General features: G+C 74.7%; 20 protein-coding genes. 9 read left to right on the forward strand and 11 right to left on the reverse strand.

What is annotated here, in order from left to right; genetic code table 11:
• Nucleotides 1-31 precede the first annotated feature (31 nt).
• The 4 genes from CKY47_RS10380 to CKY47_RS10395 all read right to left on the reverse strand — a co-directional run bounded on the left by CKY47_RS10380 (nucleotide 32) and on the right by CKY47_RS10395 (nucleotide 4,258).
• A complete protein-coding gene (locus CKY47_RS10380; protein WP_306745475.1) occupies nucleotides 32-1,339 on the reverse strand; it encodes an ABC transporter permease in 1,308 nt (435 codons plus the stop codon).
• Entirely contained in the window at nucleotides 1,336-2,058 is a 723-nt protein-coding gene (locus CKY47_RS10385; RefSeq protein WP_306745476.1) for an ABC transporter ATP-binding protein, read from the reverse strand. The genes CKY47_RS10380 and CKY47_RS10385 overlap by 4 nt, the downstream gene beginning before the upstream one ends.
• Entirely contained in the window at nucleotides 2,055-3,074 is a 1,020-nt protein-coding gene (locus CKY47_RS10390) for a permuted SH3 domain-containing protein (protein WP_306745477.1), read from the reverse strand. The genes CKY47_RS10385 and CKY47_RS10390 overlap by 4 nt, the downstream gene beginning before the upstream one ends.
• Before the next feature lie 152 nt (nucleotides 3,075-3,226).
• A complete protein-coding gene (locus tag CKY47_RS10395) occupies nucleotides 3,227-4,258 on the reverse strand; it encodes a GDSL-type esterase/lipase family protein (protein ID WP_306745479.1) in 1,032 nt (343 codons plus the stop codon).
• A 232-nt stretch (nucleotides 4,259-4,490) separates the two neighbouring features.
• Here CKY47_RS10395 and CKY47_RS10400 point away from each other — a divergent pair, with 232 nt between their 5' ends.
• The 4 genes from CKY47_RS10400 to CKY47_RS10415 all read left to right on the forward strand — a co-directional run bounded on the left by CKY47_RS10400 (nucleotide 4,491) and on the right by CKY47_RS10415 (nucleotide 7,271).
• Nucleotides 4,491-5,066, forward strand: a complete 576-nt coding sequence (locus tag CKY47_RS10400; RefSeq protein ID WP_306745480.1) for a hypothetical protein — start codon at nucleotides 4,491-4,493, stop codon at nucleotides 5,064-5,066.
• 87 nt (nucleotides 5,067-5,153) lie between these two features.
• Nucleotides 5,154-5,333 carry a hypothetical protein gene (locus CKY47_RS10405; RefSeq protein ID WP_306745481.1) on the forward strand — a complete coding sequence of 60 codons (180 nt, stop codon included), beginning with the start codon at nucleotides 5,154-5,156 and terminating at the stop codon, nucleotides 5,331-5,333.
• Nucleotides 5,334-5,533: 200 nt separating this feature from the next.
• Nucleotides 5,534-6,697 carry an L-histidine N(alpha)-methyltransferase gene (locus CKY47_RS10410; RefSeq protein ID WP_306745482.1) on the forward strand — a complete coding sequence of 388 codons (1,164 nt, stop codon included), beginning with the start codon at nucleotides 5,534-5,536 and terminating at the stop codon, nucleotides 6,695-6,697.
• A 7-nt stretch (nucleotides 6,698-6,704) separates the two neighbouring features.
• Nucleotides 6,705-7,271: a hypothetical protein gene (locus CKY47_RS10415; RefSeq protein ID WP_306745483.1), complete on the forward strand. Its 567-nt coding sequence runs from the start codon at nucleotides 6,705-6,707 to the stop codon at nucleotides 7,269-7,271.
• A gap of 150 nt (nucleotides 7,272-7,421) precedes the next feature.
• Here CKY47_RS10415 and CKY47_RS10420 read toward each other — a convergent pair whose 3' ends face one another.
• On the reverse strand, nucleotides 7,422-7,760 hold the full coding sequence (locus CKY47_RS10420; protein WP_306745484.1) for a DUF6292 family protein: 339 nt from the start codon (nucleotides 7,758-7,760) through the stop codon (nucleotides 7,422-7,424).
• A gap of 305 nt (nucleotides 7,761-8,065) precedes the next feature.
• Between CKY47_RS10420 and CKY47_RS10425 the strand changes: the two genes are divergently transcribed.
• Nucleotides 8,066-8,752, forward strand: a complete 687-nt coding sequence (locus tag CKY47_RS10425) for an HNH endonuclease family protein (protein WP_306745485.1) — start codon at nucleotides 8,066-8,068, stop codon at nucleotides 8,750-8,752.
• Here CKY47_RS10425 and CKY47_RS10430 read toward each other — a convergent pair.
• Together CKY47_RS10430 and CKY47_RS10435 are read right to left on the reverse strand one after the other, a co-directional pair.
• Nucleotides 8,749-9,282, reverse strand: coding sequence for a hypothetical protein (locus CKY47_RS10430; protein ID WP_306745486.1), 534 nt, complete (start codon nucleotides 9,280-9,282; stop codon nucleotides 8,749-8,751). The two genes, CKY47_RS10425 and CKY47_RS10430, sit on opposite strands and share 4 nt — an antisense overlap.
• A gap of 70 nt (nucleotides 9,283-9,352) precedes the next feature.
• Nucleotides 9,353-10,300: an NAD(P)-dependent oxidoreductase gene (locus tag CKY47_RS10435; RefSeq protein ID WP_306745557.1), complete on the reverse strand. Its 948-nt coding sequence runs from the start codon at nucleotides 10,298-10,300 to the stop codon at nucleotides 9,353-9,355.
• 50 nt (nucleotides 10,301-10,350) lie between these two features.
• Here CKY47_RS10435 and CKY47_RS10440 point away from each other — a divergent pair, with 50 nt between their 5' ends.
• Entirely contained in the window at nucleotides 10,351-11,280 is a 930-nt protein-coding gene (locus CKY47_RS10440; protein ID WP_306745487.1) for an alpha/beta hydrolase family protein, read from the forward strand.
• A 6-nt stretch (nucleotides 11,281-11,286) separates the two neighbouring features.
• On the opposite strand, the gene CKY47_RS10445 is transcribed toward CKY47_RS10440, so the two are convergent.
• Nucleotides 11,287-12,777 carry an amidase gene (locus CKY47_RS10445; RefSeq protein ID WP_306745488.1) on the reverse strand — a complete coding sequence of 497 codons (1,491 nt, stop codon included), beginning with the start codon at nucleotides 12,775-12,777 and terminating at the stop codon, nucleotides 11,287-11,289.
• A gap of 70 nt (nucleotides 12,778-12,847) precedes the next feature.
• A complete protein-coding gene (locus tag CKY47_RS10450; RefSeq protein WP_306745489.1) occupies nucleotides 12,848-13,006 on the reverse strand; it encodes a hypothetical protein in 159 nt (52 codons plus the stop codon).
• 17 nt (nucleotides 13,007-13,023) lie between these two features.
• Here CKY47_RS10450 and CKY47_RS10455 point away from each other — a divergent pair, with 17 nt between their 5' ends.
• The gene (locus tag CKY47_RS10455) at nucleotides 13,024-13,659 is read left to right on the forward strand and encodes a hypothetical protein (protein WP_306745490.1); all 636 of its coding nucleotides are present in this window, start codon (nucleotides 13,024-13,026) and stop codon (nucleotides 13,657-13,659) included.
• A gap of 69 nt (nucleotides 13,660-13,728) precedes the next feature.
• Nucleotides 13,729-15,276, forward strand: a complete 1,548-nt coding sequence (locus CKY47_RS10460) for a TIGR02452 family protein (RefSeq protein ID WP_306745491.1) — start codon at nucleotides 13,729-13,731, stop codon at nucleotides 15,274-15,276.
• On the opposite strand, the gene CKY47_RS10465 is transcribed toward CKY47_RS10460, so the two are convergent.
• Together CKY47_RS10465 and CKY47_RS10470 are read right to left on the reverse strand one after the other, a co-directional pair.
• Nucleotides 15,269-16,102 carry an ABC transporter permease gene (locus tag CKY47_RS10465; protein ID WP_306745492.1) on the reverse strand — a complete coding sequence of 278 codons (834 nt, stop codon included), beginning with the start codon at nucleotides 16,100-16,102 and terminating at the stop codon, nucleotides 15,269-15,271. The genes CKY47_RS10460 and CKY47_RS10465 overlap by 8 nt on opposite strands.
• Nucleotides 16,099-16,971 carry an ABC transporter ATP-binding protein gene (locus CKY47_RS10470; protein ID WP_306745493.1) on the reverse strand — a complete coding sequence of 291 codons (873 nt, stop codon included), beginning with the start codon at nucleotides 16,969-16,971 and terminating at the stop codon, nucleotides 16,099-16,101. Before CKY47_RS10470 ends, CKY47_RS10465 begins: the two co-directional genes overlap by 4 nt.
• 102 nt (nucleotides 16,972-17,073) lie before the next feature.
• Here CKY47_RS10470 and CKY47_RS10475 point away from each other — a divergent pair, with 102 nt between their 5' ends.
• The gene (locus CKY47_RS10475) at nucleotides 17,074-17,778 is read left to right on the forward strand and encodes a MerR family transcriptional regulator (RefSeq protein WP_306745494.1); all 705 of its coding nucleotides are present in this window, start codon (nucleotides 17,074-17,076) and stop codon (nucleotides 17,776-17,778) included.
• Nucleotides 17,779-17,791: the final 13 nt, after the last annotated feature.

Here is a 17,791-nt window from a genome sequence, read left to right on the forward strand (position 1 = left end):
CCGGGATCGGGCACGCCGGAACCTGGTGCCGTCAGGCCCGCATCACCGTCGCGATCGGGATGCGGGCCGCCCGCAGCGCGGGGATCAGCCCGCCCAGCACACCGGCCACCAGCCCGGCCACCACGCCCGCCACGCCCGCCTGCCACGGGAAGTCGACGCCCTCCAGCGACGGGAAGCGGGACCCGAACAGGGGCAGCGCCACCTTCAGGCCGAGCACGCCCGCGCCGATGGCCAGGGCCGCCGTCAGCAGGCCCGTCAGCAGGGTCTCCGCCAGCACGATTCCGGCCAGCAGCAACCGGGGCGTGCCCACGGCCCGGCGCAGGGCGAACTCCTCGACCCGCTCGCCCACGGTCGCCAGCCCGACGTTGAGGATGCCCGCCACGCCGATCAGCAGCACGAGCGCCGCCATGCCCAGGAAGATCCAGCGCATCAGCGCCAGCTCCGTGGACATCCGCTCCAGCACCTCGATCGTGTTGACGTGCAGGTCGTCCTCCGGCGTGCCCGCCGCGACGAGCCTGGCCCGCAGCACGTGCTCCGCCTCGGTGGACGTCGGCGACATCAGCACCTGGAGCCCCGGCCCGAAGCGGGACCCGGTGACGCTGTCCACGGGCAGCCAGTTCAGCAGCTCGTCGGACCGCACGTACGCCACGGGCCGGTCGTCGCCGTTCGCGACCACACCGGTGAACACGGGGGTCGGGTTGTGGGCGGCGCCCCGGACGTGCAGCTCGGCCGGCACGCGGTACCGGGTGAACGCCTCCGCCGCCGCCTCGTTCAGCACGAGCCGGGGCGCCATCGACGGGGCGCCGCCGAACTCCAGCCACTCCCCCTGCACGGTGCGGAACGGCCGGAACTGCCGGACGTCGCCGGTCAGGCCCACCAGTTCCAGCTCGATGGCCTGGCCGGGCGGCGCGCCCGCGGAGCCGTCGTCGACCACGTAGCAGCCGGACGCGTCGCACGTCCTCTCGCCACCGCCCCAGGACGGTCCGTCGACCGGCCCGCCGCCCTCGTTGATCGGCTTGACGCCGGGTTCGCCGATGAACGCCTGCACGCTGGTCATCGCGACCGCGTCGGTGCGCCCCGCCAGCACCTCCAGCGCCACGGGCACGGCGCGCCCCTCGGGCGACAGGTACATCTGCCGGGTGCCGTCCTTGCCCGTGGACAGCTCGACGTCCGCGAGCAGCGCCCGGTTGGCGATCTCCGCGCCCGCCTGCACCACCACGACCGCGAGCACGCCGAGGAACAGGCTGACCATGGACAGGAACGTGCGCATCTTGCGGGCCCTGATCCCCTGCCCGCCGATGACGAGCGAGGACCGCAGCCGGCCGGACAGCCCGATCACACGACCACCCGCGCCGAGGCCGAGCCCTGGTGCAGCAGGCCGTCGGACAGGTGGAACACGCGGCCCATCTTGGCGGCGTGGTCGTGGTCGTGCGTCACGAGCACCAGCCCGCACCCCTGCTCGGTGGTGGAGCGCAGCACCTCCACGACGAGGTTGCCGGTGTCGGTGTCCAGGGCGCCGGTCGGCTCGTCGGCGAGCAGCACGCGCGGTTCGCGCACCAGCGCCCGCGCGATGGCGACGCGCTGCTGCTCGCCGCCGGACAGCCGGGGCGGCTTGTGCTTGGCCAGGTGCGCGACGCCGACGCGCTCCAGGGCCGCCATGACCTTGGCCCTGCGCTTGCGGCGCGGCAGCCAGCCCTGCCCGTTGACCAGGGCCATGGCGACGTTCTGCGCCGCCGTCAGGTGCTTGAGCAGGAAGAAGCGCTGGAACACGAACCCGAACTCGGCGCTGCGCAGCGCGGCGGCCTTGCGCTCGGGCAGGCGCGTGATGTCCCGCTCCCCCAGCAGGTACTGGCCGCCGTCGGCGCGGTCGAACAGCCCGATCAGGCTGAGCAGGGTGCTCTTGCCGGAGCCGGAGCGGCCGAGGATGGCGACGCTGTCGCCCGCGTGCACGGTCAGGTCGACGCCCGCCAGGATGGCGCGCGGCTCCTCCTGGCCCTTCAACGTCTTCGTGAGGCCGGTGAGCCGGATCAGCGGCTGCGGCGGCGGCGCCGGGATCACCTGTCGCCCGCTTCGGGGTTGCCCTGGGCCGGCTCGGCCGGCGGCAGGTTCGGACCGGGCACGGCCAGCGTCTCGTCGCCGGTGAGCCCGGACCGGACCTCGACGACCTTGCCGTCGGTCAGGCCGAGTTCGACGTCCCTGGTCTCCCGGCGGCCGTCCGCGCCGACCACGTCGACCTTGCCCTTGCCCTGGCCGCCCGCGACCGCCTCGACCGGCACGACGAGCGCGTTCGCCGCGGTGGCGGTGACGAGTTCGAGGGTGGCGGCGGCGCCGTTGATGAGCGTGACGTCGGCGGGCGCGGTGCACACCAGCCGCAGGCCGGTGGGCTCGGACGACGGGGTGTCGGGCGGCTGCTCCTGCCGCTGCGGCGGGCCGGGCACGGCGGTCTCGCCGGGCTTCGTCCCCTGCTCCTGCCGCGGCGGGGGCGGTTCGGCGGGCACGGTGCCGCCGGGCAGCGCGGCGATCGTGCCGAGCAGCGCGCACGGGAACGGACCCGGGCCGTTCTTGATCTGCGCCTGCACGACGCCCTGCGCGGCGTCGGCGATCCGGTACGCCTGCTCGCCGCTGATGTCGGCGACGATGCCGTAGCCGCCGTGCTTGGCCGACGCGATCGGCATGCCCGCCGTCACCGTGGCGCGGTCGTCCACGAGCCGCCCGCCGAACACCGCGCCGGCGGGCACGTCCACGTTGGTGGGCTTGCCGTCGAGCCACACGGTGGCGAACCGGGTGGGCTTGGTCGGCGTGCCGGTCACCTCGGGCAGGGTCAGGTAGCGCACCTGCCCCGCGACCGGGGCCACGATGCCGAAGACCGGGTTCATGGTGACCTTGCCGGTCAGGCTGACCTCGTTCGACAGGTCCTGCCTGGTCGGCTTGGCCGTGGTCTGCACGGTGTCGCGCGGCGCGAGACCGGGGTCGAGCGGCGCGCCGCCCGTCGACGTGCAGGCGGTGGCCAGCGCGGCGGTGAGCACGGCCGCCGCCGGCCCTCCCGCGCGGGCGAATGCGTTCGTGCGAGACACCGGTCCCCCCACAGCAGATCCCCACTATCCGGTCGGGCCAACTTACCCACAGGACGCCCGCACCCCGGACGGGGTTGCACGGAAAGCGGAAACCGCCCTCCGGCCCGGGGGCGGGAAGGCGGTTTCCGCTGGTGGGTGCCGGCGCCTACCGGTCAGGCGACGGCGTGCAGGTTGCCGTCCGCCCCTTCCAGGCAGCGCGCCGAACCGGCGCCGCCGTTGACGAACTCGGTGATGCAGCGACCGAGCTGGGCGTGCGCGGCGGCGTTCGGGTGGAACGACTGCTGCGCGAGGTGGAGGCCGATGGCGTCGAGGCCGCCGGTCACGAGCGCGTGCGGGTCGACGGTGAGCCGCCGCTGCCACTCGCCGCTCGTCGTGCCGCCCTTGCTGCACGCCTCGCGGTTCTCGGTGGCACGGGAGAAGTCCAGGAACTTCACGCCGGACCGGGCGGCCACGCCGCGCAGCGCCTCGTTGAACTGCGGCACGGCGACCGTGCGGCCGTACTGGGCGTCGGCGAGCCGCAGCGGGCAGCCCTGCGGGCCGTGCAGGATCTTGTCCATCTTCTCCGTCACCGGCGAGGCGTACGAGGTGAGGATCAGGTCGTAGGAGGAGTGGGCGTAGCCGGCGGTGGTCATGGCGGTGCGCACGTCGGCCAGCGCCCGCTCCACCTTCGGCGCCATCGCGGCGAGCCGGCCGGGCCACTCGCGCTCCAGCTTCGAGCGGCAGCTCGCGCCGAACGGGTTCACCCACGCGGCGACGCAGTCGACCATGGTGTCGGCGAACCGCACGTCGTCGTTGGCGCCGACCTGCACGACCACGGTGGTGACGCGGAACTGGCGGGCGATGTCGATCAGCCGACGCGCCTGGGAGCCCTCGGTGTAGTGCACGGTGTCGGCCAGCGACACGTTCGCCGAGTCCGCCCCGGAGCAGGCGAGGTTGAACGTCCGCGAGGCGAGCTGCGTCTTGTGGACCATGGCCTGGGTGGAGCGGTGGCACCAGTTGCCGTTCTGGCCCTCGGTGCCGGACTCGTAGGACCCGGCCCCCTCGCCGGACATGGCGCTGTCGCCGAGCGACACGACGGCGGTGGGCCGGTCGTCCGCGGCGCCGGCGGTGACGGGCGTGGTGGCCAGCGCGGCGCCGGCCAGCAGCAGGGCGCCGACCGCGGCGCAGACTCGTTTCCTCGACACCGAGGACCTCCACAGGGCTTCGTCGACCAGGGCGTCAACCGACCGTAAGCGCCTGGTCACACGACGACAACAAGCCGATCGGCTACACCTGTCGGCCCTTCGGGGCCCCGCAGCGCGGCGCGCGGGCCGACCGCCCTTGGGCGGTCGGCCCGACAGGGCGGTCCACGACGCGGACCATTCCGCCACCAGGGGGCCGTCGTGCGAACGCTCGCCGCCGGCCACGTCGCCCGGCGTGCCGGCACCGGGCAGCCGGGAGATCGCCGTGCCGGCCGGTTCGTACCGCGTCACGGTCGCCGTCGGCGACGCGGGCACCGCCACCGCGAGCCGCGTGGTCACGGTGACCGACGGGCGGCTGACGCTGTCGTCGTCCCCGGTGTGGCCGACCCGGTTGTCGGACGGCGCGGCCGTGCCCGCCAACGTGATCGCCGCCGGCGGCGGGGACGTGGTCGACCTGTCGCCGCCGGCCGCGCTCGCCGCGTCCGCGGCGTACCGGTTCTCGGCGACCTCCGGGGTGCGGGACGCGGGCCGGCCACGCCGTCACCGCTGCGCCGTCCAGAGCCCGACCACCGGCTACCTCCACGTGACCCGACCGGGCGCGGACCGCACCACCCTCCTCCGGCCCCTCCCTGCCCCCTCCGCGCGGAACCGTCCTGTGTGGACAACCGGACCCGGTGCGGTGGCCGGGGTCCGGGACGCGCCGCCGGGCGCGGCCACCACCGCGACCGACGGCTCCGGTGTGCGCCCGCGGAGCGGGAACTTCGTGACGATTCACTCTGTTGCAGCAGCGTTTCGGGCATATTCGAACTGACGCTCGGGTATTCCGTGGCTCCCCACCCGGTTCGTTCGACGAGGAGCGAGACATGGGTACCTTCACTTCACCGGTCGGGAGGTCGTGATGGCGCACGTGCGTGATCTGGTGGATGTCGTCAGCGGCGACGAGTTCGACCAGCCAACCCCCTACGGTCTGGTCTACCCGGTGTGCACGGCGGACGGTTCGGCCCCGTCCAGCCAGCGCGGCCGCACCTGGGAACACCTCACGGCGTCCGGCCGAGTCCTCCAGCCGGTCAGCGGGTGACGCCCGGAGGTCTCCCACCCACGGGGTCGTAGGCGAGGAGCCTGCGACCCCACTTTTTCGCCGTGGGAACGGCGGGGAGCGGGCGGGACACCTCGGTGACGGACCGGCGGACCTCACGGTGGCGGGGTGCCCCCGGCGTTTCCCCGGCCGGCGTCGGTGGTGATCGGTAGGCTGCCGGTGGGCGACGCGGGGGAGGCCGAGTGACGGCGAGCGAGGGGCGACTGGTCGGCGACCTCGCCAAGGCCATCGACGAATCGGACTTCGCGTGGTCGCTGGTGCTGGTCGGCGAGGACCAGCGGGACAAGCTGGCGGCGTTGACCAGCGACCTGCTCGGCAAGCCGTCCACGACCGGCGACGGCAAGCAGATCACGTCGGGTTACGCCTACTGGGGCATCGGGCCCACGATCGCCTGGGCGCACGCCTGCGCCGACCCGTTCTACCTGGTGATGAAGCAGAGCCTGGACTCGTTCACGCGCCGGTGGAGCCGGGTGCGCGGCAAGGTCGGCTCGGGCTTCCACCACGTGAGCTTCGGCGTCGGCACCGGCCACAAGGACCGGCTCGTGCTGGACCACCTGCTCGACCACAACCCCGACCTGCTGTACGTGCCGGTCGACATGAGCTCGGAGATGCTGCGGCTGGGCACCCAGCAGGCCACGCACGGGCTGCGCGTGCGCGGGCACCGGGTGGTGCCGGTGCAGCTGGACTTCTCGATCCCGGAGAACCTGGCCGAGTTCCGCGACCTCGTGCACCGGATGGTCGGCGACGAGCCCGTGCTGTACTCCCTGCTGGGCAACACGATGGCGAACTTCGACCACGACGCCGAACTGCTCGCGGGCCTCACCGGGTTGGTCCGGCCGCAGGACCTGTTCCTGCTGGAGGTCGCCACCACCGACGCGCTGTCCGACGAACTCGCCCAGGACGCGGTCGAGGAGTACGCGCGCAGCCGTGCCTACCGCGAGTTCGCGACCAGCGCGTTGATGCACAACACGGACCTGACGATCACGCTGGACGCGGTGCAGTTCCGGGGCGCGGTCGAGGGCGACCGGGCGTTGAAGGTGAAGGTCGTGTACCAGAACGGGACGGGCGGCGACATCATGATGATGCTGCCCGACCGCACGCGCGTGCCGTTCCCGGACCGGGACACCATCCGCCTGTACCTGACCCGCAAGTACGCGCGGAAGGCGTTGGACGGGGTGGTGGGCGCGGCCGGGATGCGCAAGGTCGTCGGCACGCACTCCGACTTCCCGGTGCCGCGCTCGGCGCAGGGGTTCGGCATGGACCTGCTGCTGCTCGCACCGGGTGGGCCGGACGAACCGGCGACGTCCGGGTCGGGCAGTCGTGCCCGCGACATCTGGGAGCACTGAGCCGCCGATGACCAGGGTCGTCATCACCGCGCTCACGTTCGGCGCGCTCGCGGTGGCGATGGCGCTGGGCGTGTCGTGGCTGGTCGTGTCGCCGCCCGGGGAGCGGTGGGAGCCCGCCGTGAACTCGCTGGCGCTGCTCGCGGGCATCACCGGCATCTTCGCCGAGCGCTGGGCGGCGCAGCGCGAGCAGCGCGAGCAGGCCATCGGGTCCATCAGGCTGGAGATGGCCCGCAACCGGGAGACGCTCGACGGCGGGGAGTTCGGCGCCGCGACCACGCCCGGCAGGCGGCTCTACCCGCGGTTGATCCAGTCGGCGGTCGACTCGGCGTTCTCGTCGGGGGCGTTGAGCCCGCGTCGGGACGCCGAGCTGATCGACCTCCTGCACCGGTGGCGCAGTGCCGTCGGTTCGGTGAACCGGAGGCTGGAGATGACGGAGACGCTGATGTTCACCAGCGCGTCGGCCGAGGAGGTCGAGCAGCTGCACCGGGCGCTGCACAGCAAGGGCAGCTTCATCCAGGGCGTGCGCGCCCTGCTCGACGAGACCCAGGCCTACCTGGGCGAACTGCCCCGCTGACCCGAGAGTCCCACACCCGGGTCGCGAGAGTCCGACGCTCAGGCCGGCCGAGTTCTACGTCCAGGACCTTCGAGTTGTCGACTCGTGAGTGAAGAACTCCCGGCACCTGGCGTTGGACTCTCGCGGCCTGGGCGTTGGACTCTCGCGGGGTCAGCTGGCGGCGAGGAGGTCCTCGTCGGTGGTCAGGGCCAGGCCGTCCACCCAGCGGGCCACGGCGGACGGGTCCGGGCGCACCGGGCCGCGCAGGCGGGACAGGACGAACGGCGGCTCGGCGCTGTCGCTCTCGACCGCCACGGCCCAGCCGCGCGCCTCGTCCCAGAGGAGGGCGACGTCGCGGTCCGGGAAGCCCGGCAGCCGGCCGTCGAGCGCCAGGTAGGCGCTGCCTGCCTGCACGAAGAAGGAATCACCCCGAAGCCCCAGTGCGCGCGTCACCTGGGTGACGTACGCGTGCAGGGCGCGGATCTCGTTCTCGTCGAACTCCCAGTCCACGTGAGCACCCCCGAAGGCCGACAACCGCGCCGTGGTGACCGACGCGATCCGGGGTAACCCGTACGGACGTCCTTCAAACAAGTGAGTTCGGTTTCACACACTCGGAGCCACCCGTCCGGGTGCCGGGTCCGGTGGGCGGGTCGGCCGGCGACGGGCGCGGCCCGCCGACCGGGTGGGCCGAGTGCCGCAGGGTCCCGCCGTCGGGTACCGCCACCCGGCGGCACGTGCCTCCGCCGCAGGTCGCAGCGGGTTTCCCGGAACGCGGCCACGGGTAGGGGCCGGGCACGACGACTGGAGGACGGGCGATGCTCAGGCGGACCACGGCGGCCTTGGCCGCGCTGCTCCTGCTGCTGACCGGGTGCGACGTCGTGGGCTCGCTGCCCGCGGCCGGTGGCGGCACCACGGTGGACCGGGTGCCCGAGGGCACCGTCGACGGCCCGACCGCGCGGACCCTGCTGACGCGGCTGGCGGTGGCCGAGCCCGGCCGGATGAGCGGCTACGCGCGGGACTGCGACAACGGCGCGGGGTGCGTGTTCGGGCGGCCGTGGGAGGACGTGGACGGCGACGGCTGCGACCAGCGCAGCCAGGTCCTGGCCCGCGACCTGACCGACGTGCGGCGCAAGGAGGGCCGGTGCGCGGTCGAGTCCGGCTCGCTGCTCGACCCCTACACCGGTGACACCGTGACGACCGTGTCGAAGATCCAGATCGACCACGTGGTGCCGCTGGCCGAGATGTGGCGCAGCGGCGCGGCGGCGTGGCCCCGGGAGCGGCGGGTGGCGGCGGCGAACGACCTGCGCAACCTGCTCGCCGTGCAGGGCGGGGTCAACCAGTCGAAGGGCGACCAGACGCCGGACGAGTGGATGCCGCCGAACGGCGCGTTCGCCTGCCAGTACGGGCGGGTCTACGTCACGGTGAAGGCGGAGTACGGGCTGAGCGTGACGGCCGCCGAGCGGGGCGCGCTGGAGCGGGCCCTCGCCACCTGCGCGGCCTAGGAGGGGCGCGGGGTGTCCACGGCGAGGGCGGCGATCCCGTCGAGGTAGTCGACGGTGAAGCCGCCCGTCAGCAGCTCGGTCTCGGCGACCACGACGGTGGTGCCGTCGAGCGTGTCGGAGTCGTAGTTCAGCGCGGTGAACGGCACGTCGTCCACGCGCAGCAGCGCGCCGGGCAGCGGGCGGATGTCACCGGTGCCGTGGACGTCCTCGACGCGCTTGAACTCGCGCGCCTTCGCCCGGTCGTCGAACTCGACCCACGCGACGGACACCAGGATCGTGCCGCCCTCGTCGTCGGTCAGGGTGAACAGCATCCGGTCGAGCACGACGCACGGCGTCGCCGTCAGCAGCTCCTGGACCTGCCCGAACGAGTGCGCCGCGCAGTCGGCGTCCTCCCGGGTCGCCCGGTCCACGACGCGCAGCCCGTTGTCGCGCCACACCTGGTCCGGGTCGTCGGGGGCCGCGAGCCCGCCCGCGCCCGCCGCCACCGCACCGGCCACCGCCACGGCCGCGACCACCCCACCGGTTCCCACCAACAGCCTCCTCGGACCCGCGCTCCTCCCTGCTGGTACCCGGTACGACGGTGGTCCCGAACATCGGGGATCAGGGCGTTCGGGCGTCGAACGCCCGGACGACCGCGGCCATGTCCTCGTCCTCGTCGCCGGCGGCGGCGGCGTAGTACTCCCGGAGCAGCCGCATGAGCCGGTCGTCGACGCCGGCCGACGCCAGCGCGTCGGCGATGAGCCCCGCGTCCTTCAGCGCGCCGTCGAGGCCGAACGACGGCGGCTCGAACACGCCGTCGATCATCGCCTCGCCCTTGACGTGCGCGTAGGCGCTGTCCACGGCGCCGCCCCGGATGGCGTCGAGGAACGCCGCGGGGTCCAGGCCCAGGCCGCGCGCGAGGGCGACCGCCTGCGCCGCGGCGGCGGTGATCGACAGGACCCAGGAGTTGGCCACGAGCTTGAGCCGCTGGCCGTCGCCCGGGTGGTCGCCGACCCACACCGTGCGCGAGCCGATGGCCTCGAACACGGGCGCCACCGCGTCCCGCGCGTCGGGCGCCCCGGCCGCCAGGACGGTCAGCGTCCCCCGCTCGGCGGGTTGGCGGGTGCCGAGCACGGGCGCGTCCACGAAGCCGACGCCCTTGGTGGCGGCGAGTTCGGCCAGCCGCTCGGCTCCCTCGACGCCGACCGTGCCGCACTGCACCCACACCGCGTCGTCGCGCAGGCGGGGCAGCGCGTCCACCATCACCTCGGCGGTCGCCGACAGGTCGAACAGCACGGTGATCACGACGTCCGCGTCGGTCACCGCCTCACCGGCGTCCTCGACGACCGTGGCGCCGTCGGCGGCCAGCGCCCGCGCCCTCTCGGGGCTGCGGTTCCACACGACCACGTCCAGCCCGGCACGCAGCAGGCTCCGCGCCATGCCGGCGCCCAACAACCCGGTTCCCAGCACCACGACGACCATGCCCCCAACCTCCCACCGGAGGCAGGGCTGCGCATCCCCGGCGGGACGAGGAGGTAGCGATTGACAAAGCGGAACAGCGCTCCGTATGTTTTCGGAACAACGCTCCGCTTAAGGCGGGCGCTCGCGGAAGGAACACCATGAGCCGAAACCCCACCCCCGTGCTCTCGGTCGCCCCGGTGACGCTGCCGACCCCCGACCGGGCCGTGGACCTGCAACTGCGCGTCTCCGCACCGGTGACCGGGGACGGGCTGCCGGTCGTCCTGCTGTCGCACGGCCACGGACCCTCGAACCACCTGTCCTCGCTGAACGGCTACGCACCGCTCGCCCACCACTGGGCGGCGAGCGGGTTCGCCGTCATCCAGCCGACCCACCTGAGTTCGCGGACGCTGGACCTGGGGGACCACCCGGAGGCCCCGCTGTTCTGGCGGTCGCGCGCCGAGGACATGACGCGCGTCCTCGACCGGCTCGACGAGGTGGAGGCCGCCGTCCCGCAGCTCCTCGGGCGCCTGGACCGGAGCAGGGTCGCGGTGGCCGGGCACTCGATGGGCGGGCACACCGCGAGCCTGCTGCTGGGCGCGCGGCTCACCGACCCGGTCGACGGCGCCGAGGTGGACCTGGCCGACCCCCGCATCACGGCGGGCGTGCTGCTCGCCGCACCAGGCCGGGGCGGTGACGCCCTGACGGAGTCCACGGCGGAGCGCTACCCGTTCTTCGCCACCACCGACTTCACCACGATGGGCACGCCCGCGCTCGTGGTCGCCGGCGACGAGGACGCCTCCGCCCACCTGACGGTCCGGGGCCCGGAGTGGCACACCGACCCGTACCACCTCTCCCCCGGCCGCAAGGCGCTGCTCACCCTGTTCGGCGCGGGGCACGGGCTCGGCGGCGTCTCCGGGTACGACGTCGCCGAGACCACGGACGAGGACCCCGCGCGGGTGGCCGCGGTCCAGCGGCTCACCGCCGCCTACCTGCGCAGCGAGCTGCACCCCGGCGACCCCGCGTGGCAGCAGGCGTGCGACGCGCTGACGACCGGGCCCGGCGCGCTCGGCCGGGTCGAGTCCAGGTAGCCGCGCCTACGGCGTGGTCGGCAGGTAGGTCGGGGCGCCGCGGGCGCGCGTCGACCGCTCGAACGCGGCGGCGAAGCCCAGGACCGCGGCGTCGGCGCGGTGACCGGCCATGAACGAGACGCCGATCGGCAGCGGACCCGCGAAACCCGCCGGGACGGTGGCGTTCGGGTAGCCCGCCACCGCCGCCGGGGTGGACGAGCCGATCTCGAAGGCGTCACCCGCGCCGTACCCCGTCTTCCACGCGGGACCGTTGGCCGGGGCCATGATCACGTCGAGCCGGTGCGCCGCCAGGGTCTCGTCGATCGAGCGGCGGGCCAGGGCGGTGGCGGTGCGGCGCTGCTCCCGGTACACCGGGTCGGTCGGCGGCGGGGCGTCGACGGCTTCGAGGAACAGCTCCTGGCCGAACCTGCTCAGCTCGACCGGGTCGGCCTCGTTGAACGCGATCAGCTCGCGCAACGTCCTCGGCACGCCCGGCCGGGTCGCGAGGTACCGCTCCAGGTCGTGCTTGAACTCGGTGAGCAGCGCCGGGAACTCGGTGGCCTCGATCTCGTCCTGGTGGGGCAGGTCGACCTCGACGACGGTGGCGCCGGCGGCGCGCAGCGCGTCCACGGCCGACCTCACCACGCGGTCGACCTCGGCGTTGCGGCCCGCCTTGCGCCACACGCCCACCCGCGCGCCGCGCAGCCCCGCGGACGACAGCGCGGCCACGTGGTCGACGCCGGACAGCGCGGACATCAGGACCGCGGCGTCCACGACGTGCCGCGCCAGCGGTCCGGCGGTGTCCTGCCACGACGAGACCGGCACGATGCCGTCCGCGCTGACCAGCCCCAGCGTGGGCTTCAGGCCGACCACGCCGTTCTGCCCGGCCGGGCACACGATCGACCCGTCGGTCTCGGTGCCGACGGCGACCTGCGCCAGCGACGCGGCCACCGCCGCGGCCGCCCCCGACGACGACCCGCACGGGTTGCGGTCCAGCACGTACGGGTTGTTCGTCTGACCGCCGACACCGGACCAGCCCGACGTCGACCGGGTGGACCGGAAGTTCGCCCACTCCGACAGGTTGGTCTTGCCCAGCACCACCGCGCCGGCCTCGCGCAGCCGGGTCACGAGCGCGGCGTCGTCGCGGGGCGGCACGTGCAGCGCCCGCGAACCGGCGGTGCTCCCCATCGCGCGGGTGTCGATGTTGTCCTTGAGCAGCACGGGGATGCCGTCCATCAGGCCCTTCGCGCGCCCGGCGGCCCGACGGCGGTCGCTCTCCGCCGCCTGGCGCAGCGCGTCGGGGTTCACCACCAGCACGGACCGGACCCGGCGGTCCACCGTCCCGATGCGCCGCAGGTAGGCGCGGGTCAGGTCGACCGAGGTCAGGGTGCCCTCGTCCATGCGGCTCACCAGCTGCGGGATGGTCGCCCCGTCCAGGTCGGGGACCGGGTGGGCGTGGGCGTGCGCCGGCGGTGCGACGAGGAGCGCGCACAGCGGGGCGGCGAGCAGGGATCGCATGCGGTCCAGCCCAGACCCGTTCGCACGCCCGGGCAACTCCCGGGTTGCCGTCGCCGCGGCGCCGCGCGCCTCAGGGGTTGGGAGGCGCTTCGGCGATCCGCGCGTGCAGGCGTTCCCTGATCTCCTCGGGTGTGTAGGCGCGGCGCTTGCGCTCCGCGCGGGCGATCACCGCACCCGTCGCGGCGACACCCGCGACACCGGCCAGTCCGAGCAGCTTCCACCAGCGCATCTGCCTAGGCTACCGGGATGGCTGGGACGAAGATCGGTCTGGACGAGGCGGTCGAGCTGACCCGCACGGGCGACGTGTGGCTGTTCCGCGGCAGTTCGGCCGCCGACCGCGCGATCCGGGTGACGACGAACAGCCCCGTGAACCACGTGGGCATGACCGTGGCGGTGGAGGACCTGCCGCCGCTGATGTGGCACGCCGAGCTGGGCCGCTCGCTGCCGGACGTGTGGACCGGCACGCACCACCGCGGCGTGCAGCTGCACGACCTGCGCGAGGCCGTGCTCGTGTGGGCGCGCCGGTACGGGCAGCGGGCGTGGCTGCGGCAGCTCGACCTGCCGACGACCGTCGGGCAGGACGACGCCGTGCTCAGGACCGTGGCCCGGCTGAACGGCACGCCGTTCCCGTCCACGGCGCGCCTGGCGACGCGGTGGCTGCGGGGCCGGCTGCCGAACCTGCGCCGCTCGTCGGAGGCCACCCTGGAGACGGCCTACTGCGCCGAGGTGGTCGCGGTGACCTACGAGGCGATGGGCCTGCTGCCCGCCGGCCGCCGCGCCAACTGGTACGACCCGGGCCGGTTCTGGAGCGGCGACGAGCTGGAACTGGAGGCCGGTTACCGGTTGGGCGAGGAGATCGCGGTGGAGATCCCCGCCGGATGACCCGGCCCCGACGACCCGGTCCGGATAACCCTTGCCCGCCGCCGGCCGGCACCCGCCGGCTCGCGCCGCGTGCCTGGTGTTGGCCTCGGCCCGCAACCCCGGCGGCGTTTCCTCAACGGCGCGCAGGCGCAGGAGGAGAGCCTGGCGCGCGGTTCGGCGCTGTACCCGTGCCTGCGCGCGGCGGGCGACCTCCACGCGCACCACCGCGCGCACGCCGAGCTGACCTGCAGCGACCGCGTGATCCACTCCCCCGGCGTGCCGGTGTTCCGGGACGACCGCGGCGACCTGCTGCCCGAGCCGTACGCGGTTTCGTTCCTCACCGCCGCCGCGCCGAACCGCGCCGCGCTCGCCCGCGGCCAACCGCGGCACCTCGACTCCGTGCCGGACGTCCTGCGCCGCCGGGCCTCGCGGGTGCTGCGGGTCGCCGCCGCGCACGGTCACCGCGTGCTGGTGCTCGGCGCGTGGGGCTGCGGGGTGTTCGGCAACGACCCGGACGTGGTGGCGCGGGCGTTCCGCGACGCGTTGGGCGACAACCCCTTCTTCGACCGCGTGGTGTTCGCGGTGCTCGACCGGCGGCGAGGTGCGCCGGTGCTGACCGCCTTCGCCCGGGTTGTCCGGAAACGACCGTGCGGAACGGTTCGCGGCCCTACCATCCCAGCGGTGAACAGGCGTTCGGGCGTGGTGGTGGCGGCGGTGCTGGCCGGGTGCGCGCTGGCCGGGTGCACGGCGGAGGCGGACGTGCCCGAGCAGCCACCCGTCACCGGTCTGCTCGGCGCGCTGGCGGGCGTGCGGGCCGCCGACGGGTCGACCGCGTACGTCGAGTACGGCGACGTGGCCGCGGTGCGCGCGCTGGTCGCCGCGGACGGTCAGCGGTTCGGCGGGCTGGCCGGCTACGGCTACTCGGACCTCGCCGCGCGGGCGGGGGAGGTCGCGGAGGTCGTCGGCTTCGACGCCTCGGCGGCCACGTCGGCGCTGCGCGTGGGCGAACCCCCGACGTGGGCGGCGGTGCTGCGGCTCGACGTGGACGTGGCCGCCGTGGAGGGGAAGCTGACCGCGCTCGGCGGCGAGCGCGACCGGTCCGGCACGTGGACCACCGCCGGTGACGGCGAGGTGGTGCCGGGCGGCCCGCTGGCGAAGACCGGTGTGGTGAGCGGGTTCCAGCGGGTCCGCGTCGAGCCGGGGGTGGTCCGGCACGGCACCGGCGGCGAGGCGCTGCGGTGGGTCGCCGACCCGGGCGACCGCACCCTGGCCGACGACCCGATGACCGGTGAGCTGGCCCGGTGCCTGGGCGACGTGGTGGCGGCGGTGATCACCGGCCCGAAGGCGGGGTTGCCGCTCGCCGCCGGGGTCCGCGCGACGCCGGCGGGCGAGGCGGTCGAGGTGGTGTGCGTACCCGACGAGAACCCGAACGCGCTGCGCGACCTCGTGGCGACGAACCTGGAGACGGCGCGGACCGGCCGGCCCGAGTGGCCGCGGCTGCTGCCCGGTGCGGCGGCCGAGCAGCCCGCCGACCAGACCGGCGTGGTGCGCGTGGTCGTGCCGGCGGGCCCCGGCACCCGGGCCGGGCGGGTGCTCCAGGCGTTGCAGCGCGGCGACCTGGCCACGCTGTTCAGCTGACCGGCCTCCCGGGGACCGGCGCACCCGGTTCGCGCCGGGTCGTCCGGCGCAGCAGCGGCGGCGCCAGGGCGAACCCGACCACGGCCCACAGCCCGAGCGCCACGGCGGTCCACACCGGCCGCCACCCGCCGCCGACCTCGACCGCCGCCGCCGCGTCCGGCAGCAGGGCCGACCGCAGGCCGAGGCCGAACCAGTACAGCGGGAACGCCTGGCCCACCGCCTGCGCCCACCCCGGCAGGGCGGTGATCGGGTAGAACACGCCCGACACCACCAGCAGCGCCATCACCGGCAACGACACCAGGCCGAGCCGGCTCGTGCCGCCGACCGCCGCACCGATGACGACGCCCAGCGGCAGGGTGGCGAGCAGGCCCAGCGCCACCACTCCCGCCAGCGCCACCCACGTCGACGCCCGCCCCGGCGCCAGGCCGTCGAACAGGAAGAACGACGGCACGAGCACGAGCAGCAGCACGGTCACCGTCAACGCCGCCTTGGCCAGCACCGTGCCGACGACGTACCCCACCACCCCGTCGGGGGTGGCCCTGGCGCGCAGCAGGGTGCCGTCCTCGCGGTCGGTGGTGAGCGCCAGCGCCAACCCCAGCAGGCCGGTGAACACGGCGCTCATCGCCAGCACACCGGGCACGGCGTGCGCCCCCAGCGGCAGGTCCGCGCCGGGGACCGGGTCGTCGCCGAACACGTGGAGCACGACCAGCGCCACCACCGGCATCCACAGCCAGCCCACCAGCTCGCCCACGTCGGTCACGCCGCGGGTGAACTCGACGCGTCCCCGGCGCACGCCCGCGCGCACCGCCACCACCCGCGCGTTCACGCCGTCACCGCCTCGGACTCGCGCACCAGCGACAGGTACACGTCCTCCAGGCTCGCCCGGCGCACTCCCAGGTCCTCGACCCGGCGGCCGTGCTCGGCGAACAGCTCCCGCACGAACCCGGTGGCGTCCGCGACCGACCGCACGTGCTCCACGCCGTCGAGCCGGTAGCGCACCTCGGCCTCCCCGGCGATCCGCTCGGCCAGCTCGGCGGCCGTGCCGTCGGCCACCACGCGCCCCGCGACCAGCACCACGATCCGGTCGGCGAGCTTCTCCGCCTCGGCCAGGTCGTGCGTGGTCAGCAGGATCGCGGTGCCGGTGAGCCGGCGCACCAGCTCGTGGAACCCCTGCCGGGCCTCCGGGTCGAACCCGACCGTCGGCTCGTCCAGGAAGAGCAGGTCCGGCCGGCCCACCAGGCCCGCCGCCACGTCCAGCCGCCGCCGCCGACCGCCGGACAGCACGCCGATCCGGGCGTCCGCCTGGTCGGTGAGCCCGACCAGGTCCAGCAGCTCGTCCACGTCGAACACGTGCGCGCGGTGGGGCGCGTAGAACAGCGCGAGGTAGGACAGCAGCTCCCGCACGCGCCACCGGCCGTGGTCGCGCCACGACTGGAGCACCACGCCGATCCGCGCCCGCCACGCCTCGTCACCCCGCGCGGGGTCGACGCCGAGCACCCGCACGTCCCCCGCCGACCGCTCCCGGAAGCCCTCCAGCACCTCGATCGTCGTCGTCTTGCCCGCGCCGTTGGGCCCGAGCAGGGCCACCACCTCCCCCGCGCCGACCCTCAGGTCCACGCCGTCCACCACGTCCCGCGACCCGTACCGCACGCGCAGGCCGCGGGTCGTCACCACCGACTGCTCTCCCTGGTCCATGGGGCTCAACCGTATCGTTGAAGTTCTTCGTTGATACTTGTGTGCGGGATAGGTCGGTAAGCTCTGCGGAACCCTCAAATCCCCGTTGAACCGGAGGCCCCGGTGGCACTGCGCCCGGTGGACCTGGCCCGCGCCGCGGGCATCTCGACCCAGCAGGTCCGCAACCACCTCGACGCCGGCGTCCTGCCGCCCGCCGGGCGCTCGCCGACCGGCTACCGCGTGCTGACCGAGCGCCACCGCGACGCGCTGCTGACCTACCGCGCGCTCGGCCGGGGCTACGGCTGGGAGGCCGCCCGCACCGTCATGCGCGCCGCGCACGAGGGCCGGGAGGCGTCGGCGCTGGCCGCGGTCGACGAGGCGCACGCCGCCGCGCACGCGCAGCGGCTCGCCCTCGCGGCCACCGCGGAGGCGCTGGAGGCGGTGGCCGGCCACCCGCCGGACACCGTGCCCCGGTCCGGGCTGCTGGTCGGGGAACTGGCTGCCCGGTTGGGCGTGCGGCCGTCCGCGCTGCGCGTGTGGGAGGCCGCCGGGCTGCTGGCGCCGGCGCGGACCACCGACCGGTACCGGCTGTACTCGGCGACGGACGTGCGCGACGCCCGGCTGGTGGCGATGCTGCGGCAGGCCCGCTACCCGCTGCCGTCGATCAAGCCGATCATGGACCGGTTCCGGGAGTCGGGTGGCACGGAGGCGCTGCGCCGGGCCGTCGTGGACCGGGAGGCGGAGCTGGCCCGGCGGACGAGGGTGATGCTGGCCGCGGCGGGCGCCCTGGACCGCTACCTGGACCGGTACCCGGCGGAACCGGTCTGAGCGCGGCGCTCGA

The sequence above is a fragment of the Saccharothrix longispora genome (assembly GCF_030852425.1).
Classification (GTDB): domain Bacteria; phylum Actinomycetota; class Actinomycetes; order Mycobacteriales; family Pseudonocardiaceae; genus Actinosynnema; species Actinosynnema longispora.

Bases quoted from the DNA above. Each gene is read 5' to 3' on its own strand.
- CKY47_RS10415 (WP_306745483.1), top strand. From the start codon at position 6,705: ATGACCAGGGTCGTCATCACCGCGCTCACGTTCGGCGCGCTCGCGGTG.
- CKY47_RS10445 (WP_306745488.1), bottom strand. From the start codon at position 12,777: ATGCGATCCCTGCTCGCCGCCCCGCTGTGCGCGCTCCTCGTCGCACCG.
- CKY47_RS10440 (WP_306745487.1), top strand. From the start codon at position 10,351: ATGAGCCGAAACCCCACCCCCGTGCTCTCGGTCGCCCCGGTGACGCTG.
- CKY47_RS10470 (WP_306745493.1), bottom strand. From the start codon at position 16,971: ATGGACCAGGGAGAGCAGTCGGTGGTGACGACCCGCGGCCTGCGCGTG.
- CKY47_RS10425 (WP_306745485.1), top strand. From the start codon at position 8,066: ATGCTCAGGCGGACCACGGCGGCCTTGGCCGCGCTGCTCCTGCTGCTG.
- CKY47_RS10450 (WP_306745489.1), bottom strand. From the start codon at position 13,006: ATGCGCTGGTGGAAGCTGCTCGGACTGGCCGGTGTCGCGGGTGTCGCC.
- CKY47_RS10405 (WP_306745481.1), top strand. From the start codon at position 5,154: ATGGCGCACGTGCGTGATCTGGTGGATGTCGTCAGCGGCGACGAGTTC.
- CKY47_RS10455 (WP_306745490.1), top strand. From the start codon at position 13,024: ATGGCTGGGACGAAGATCGGTCTGGACGAGGCGGTCGAGCTGACCCGC.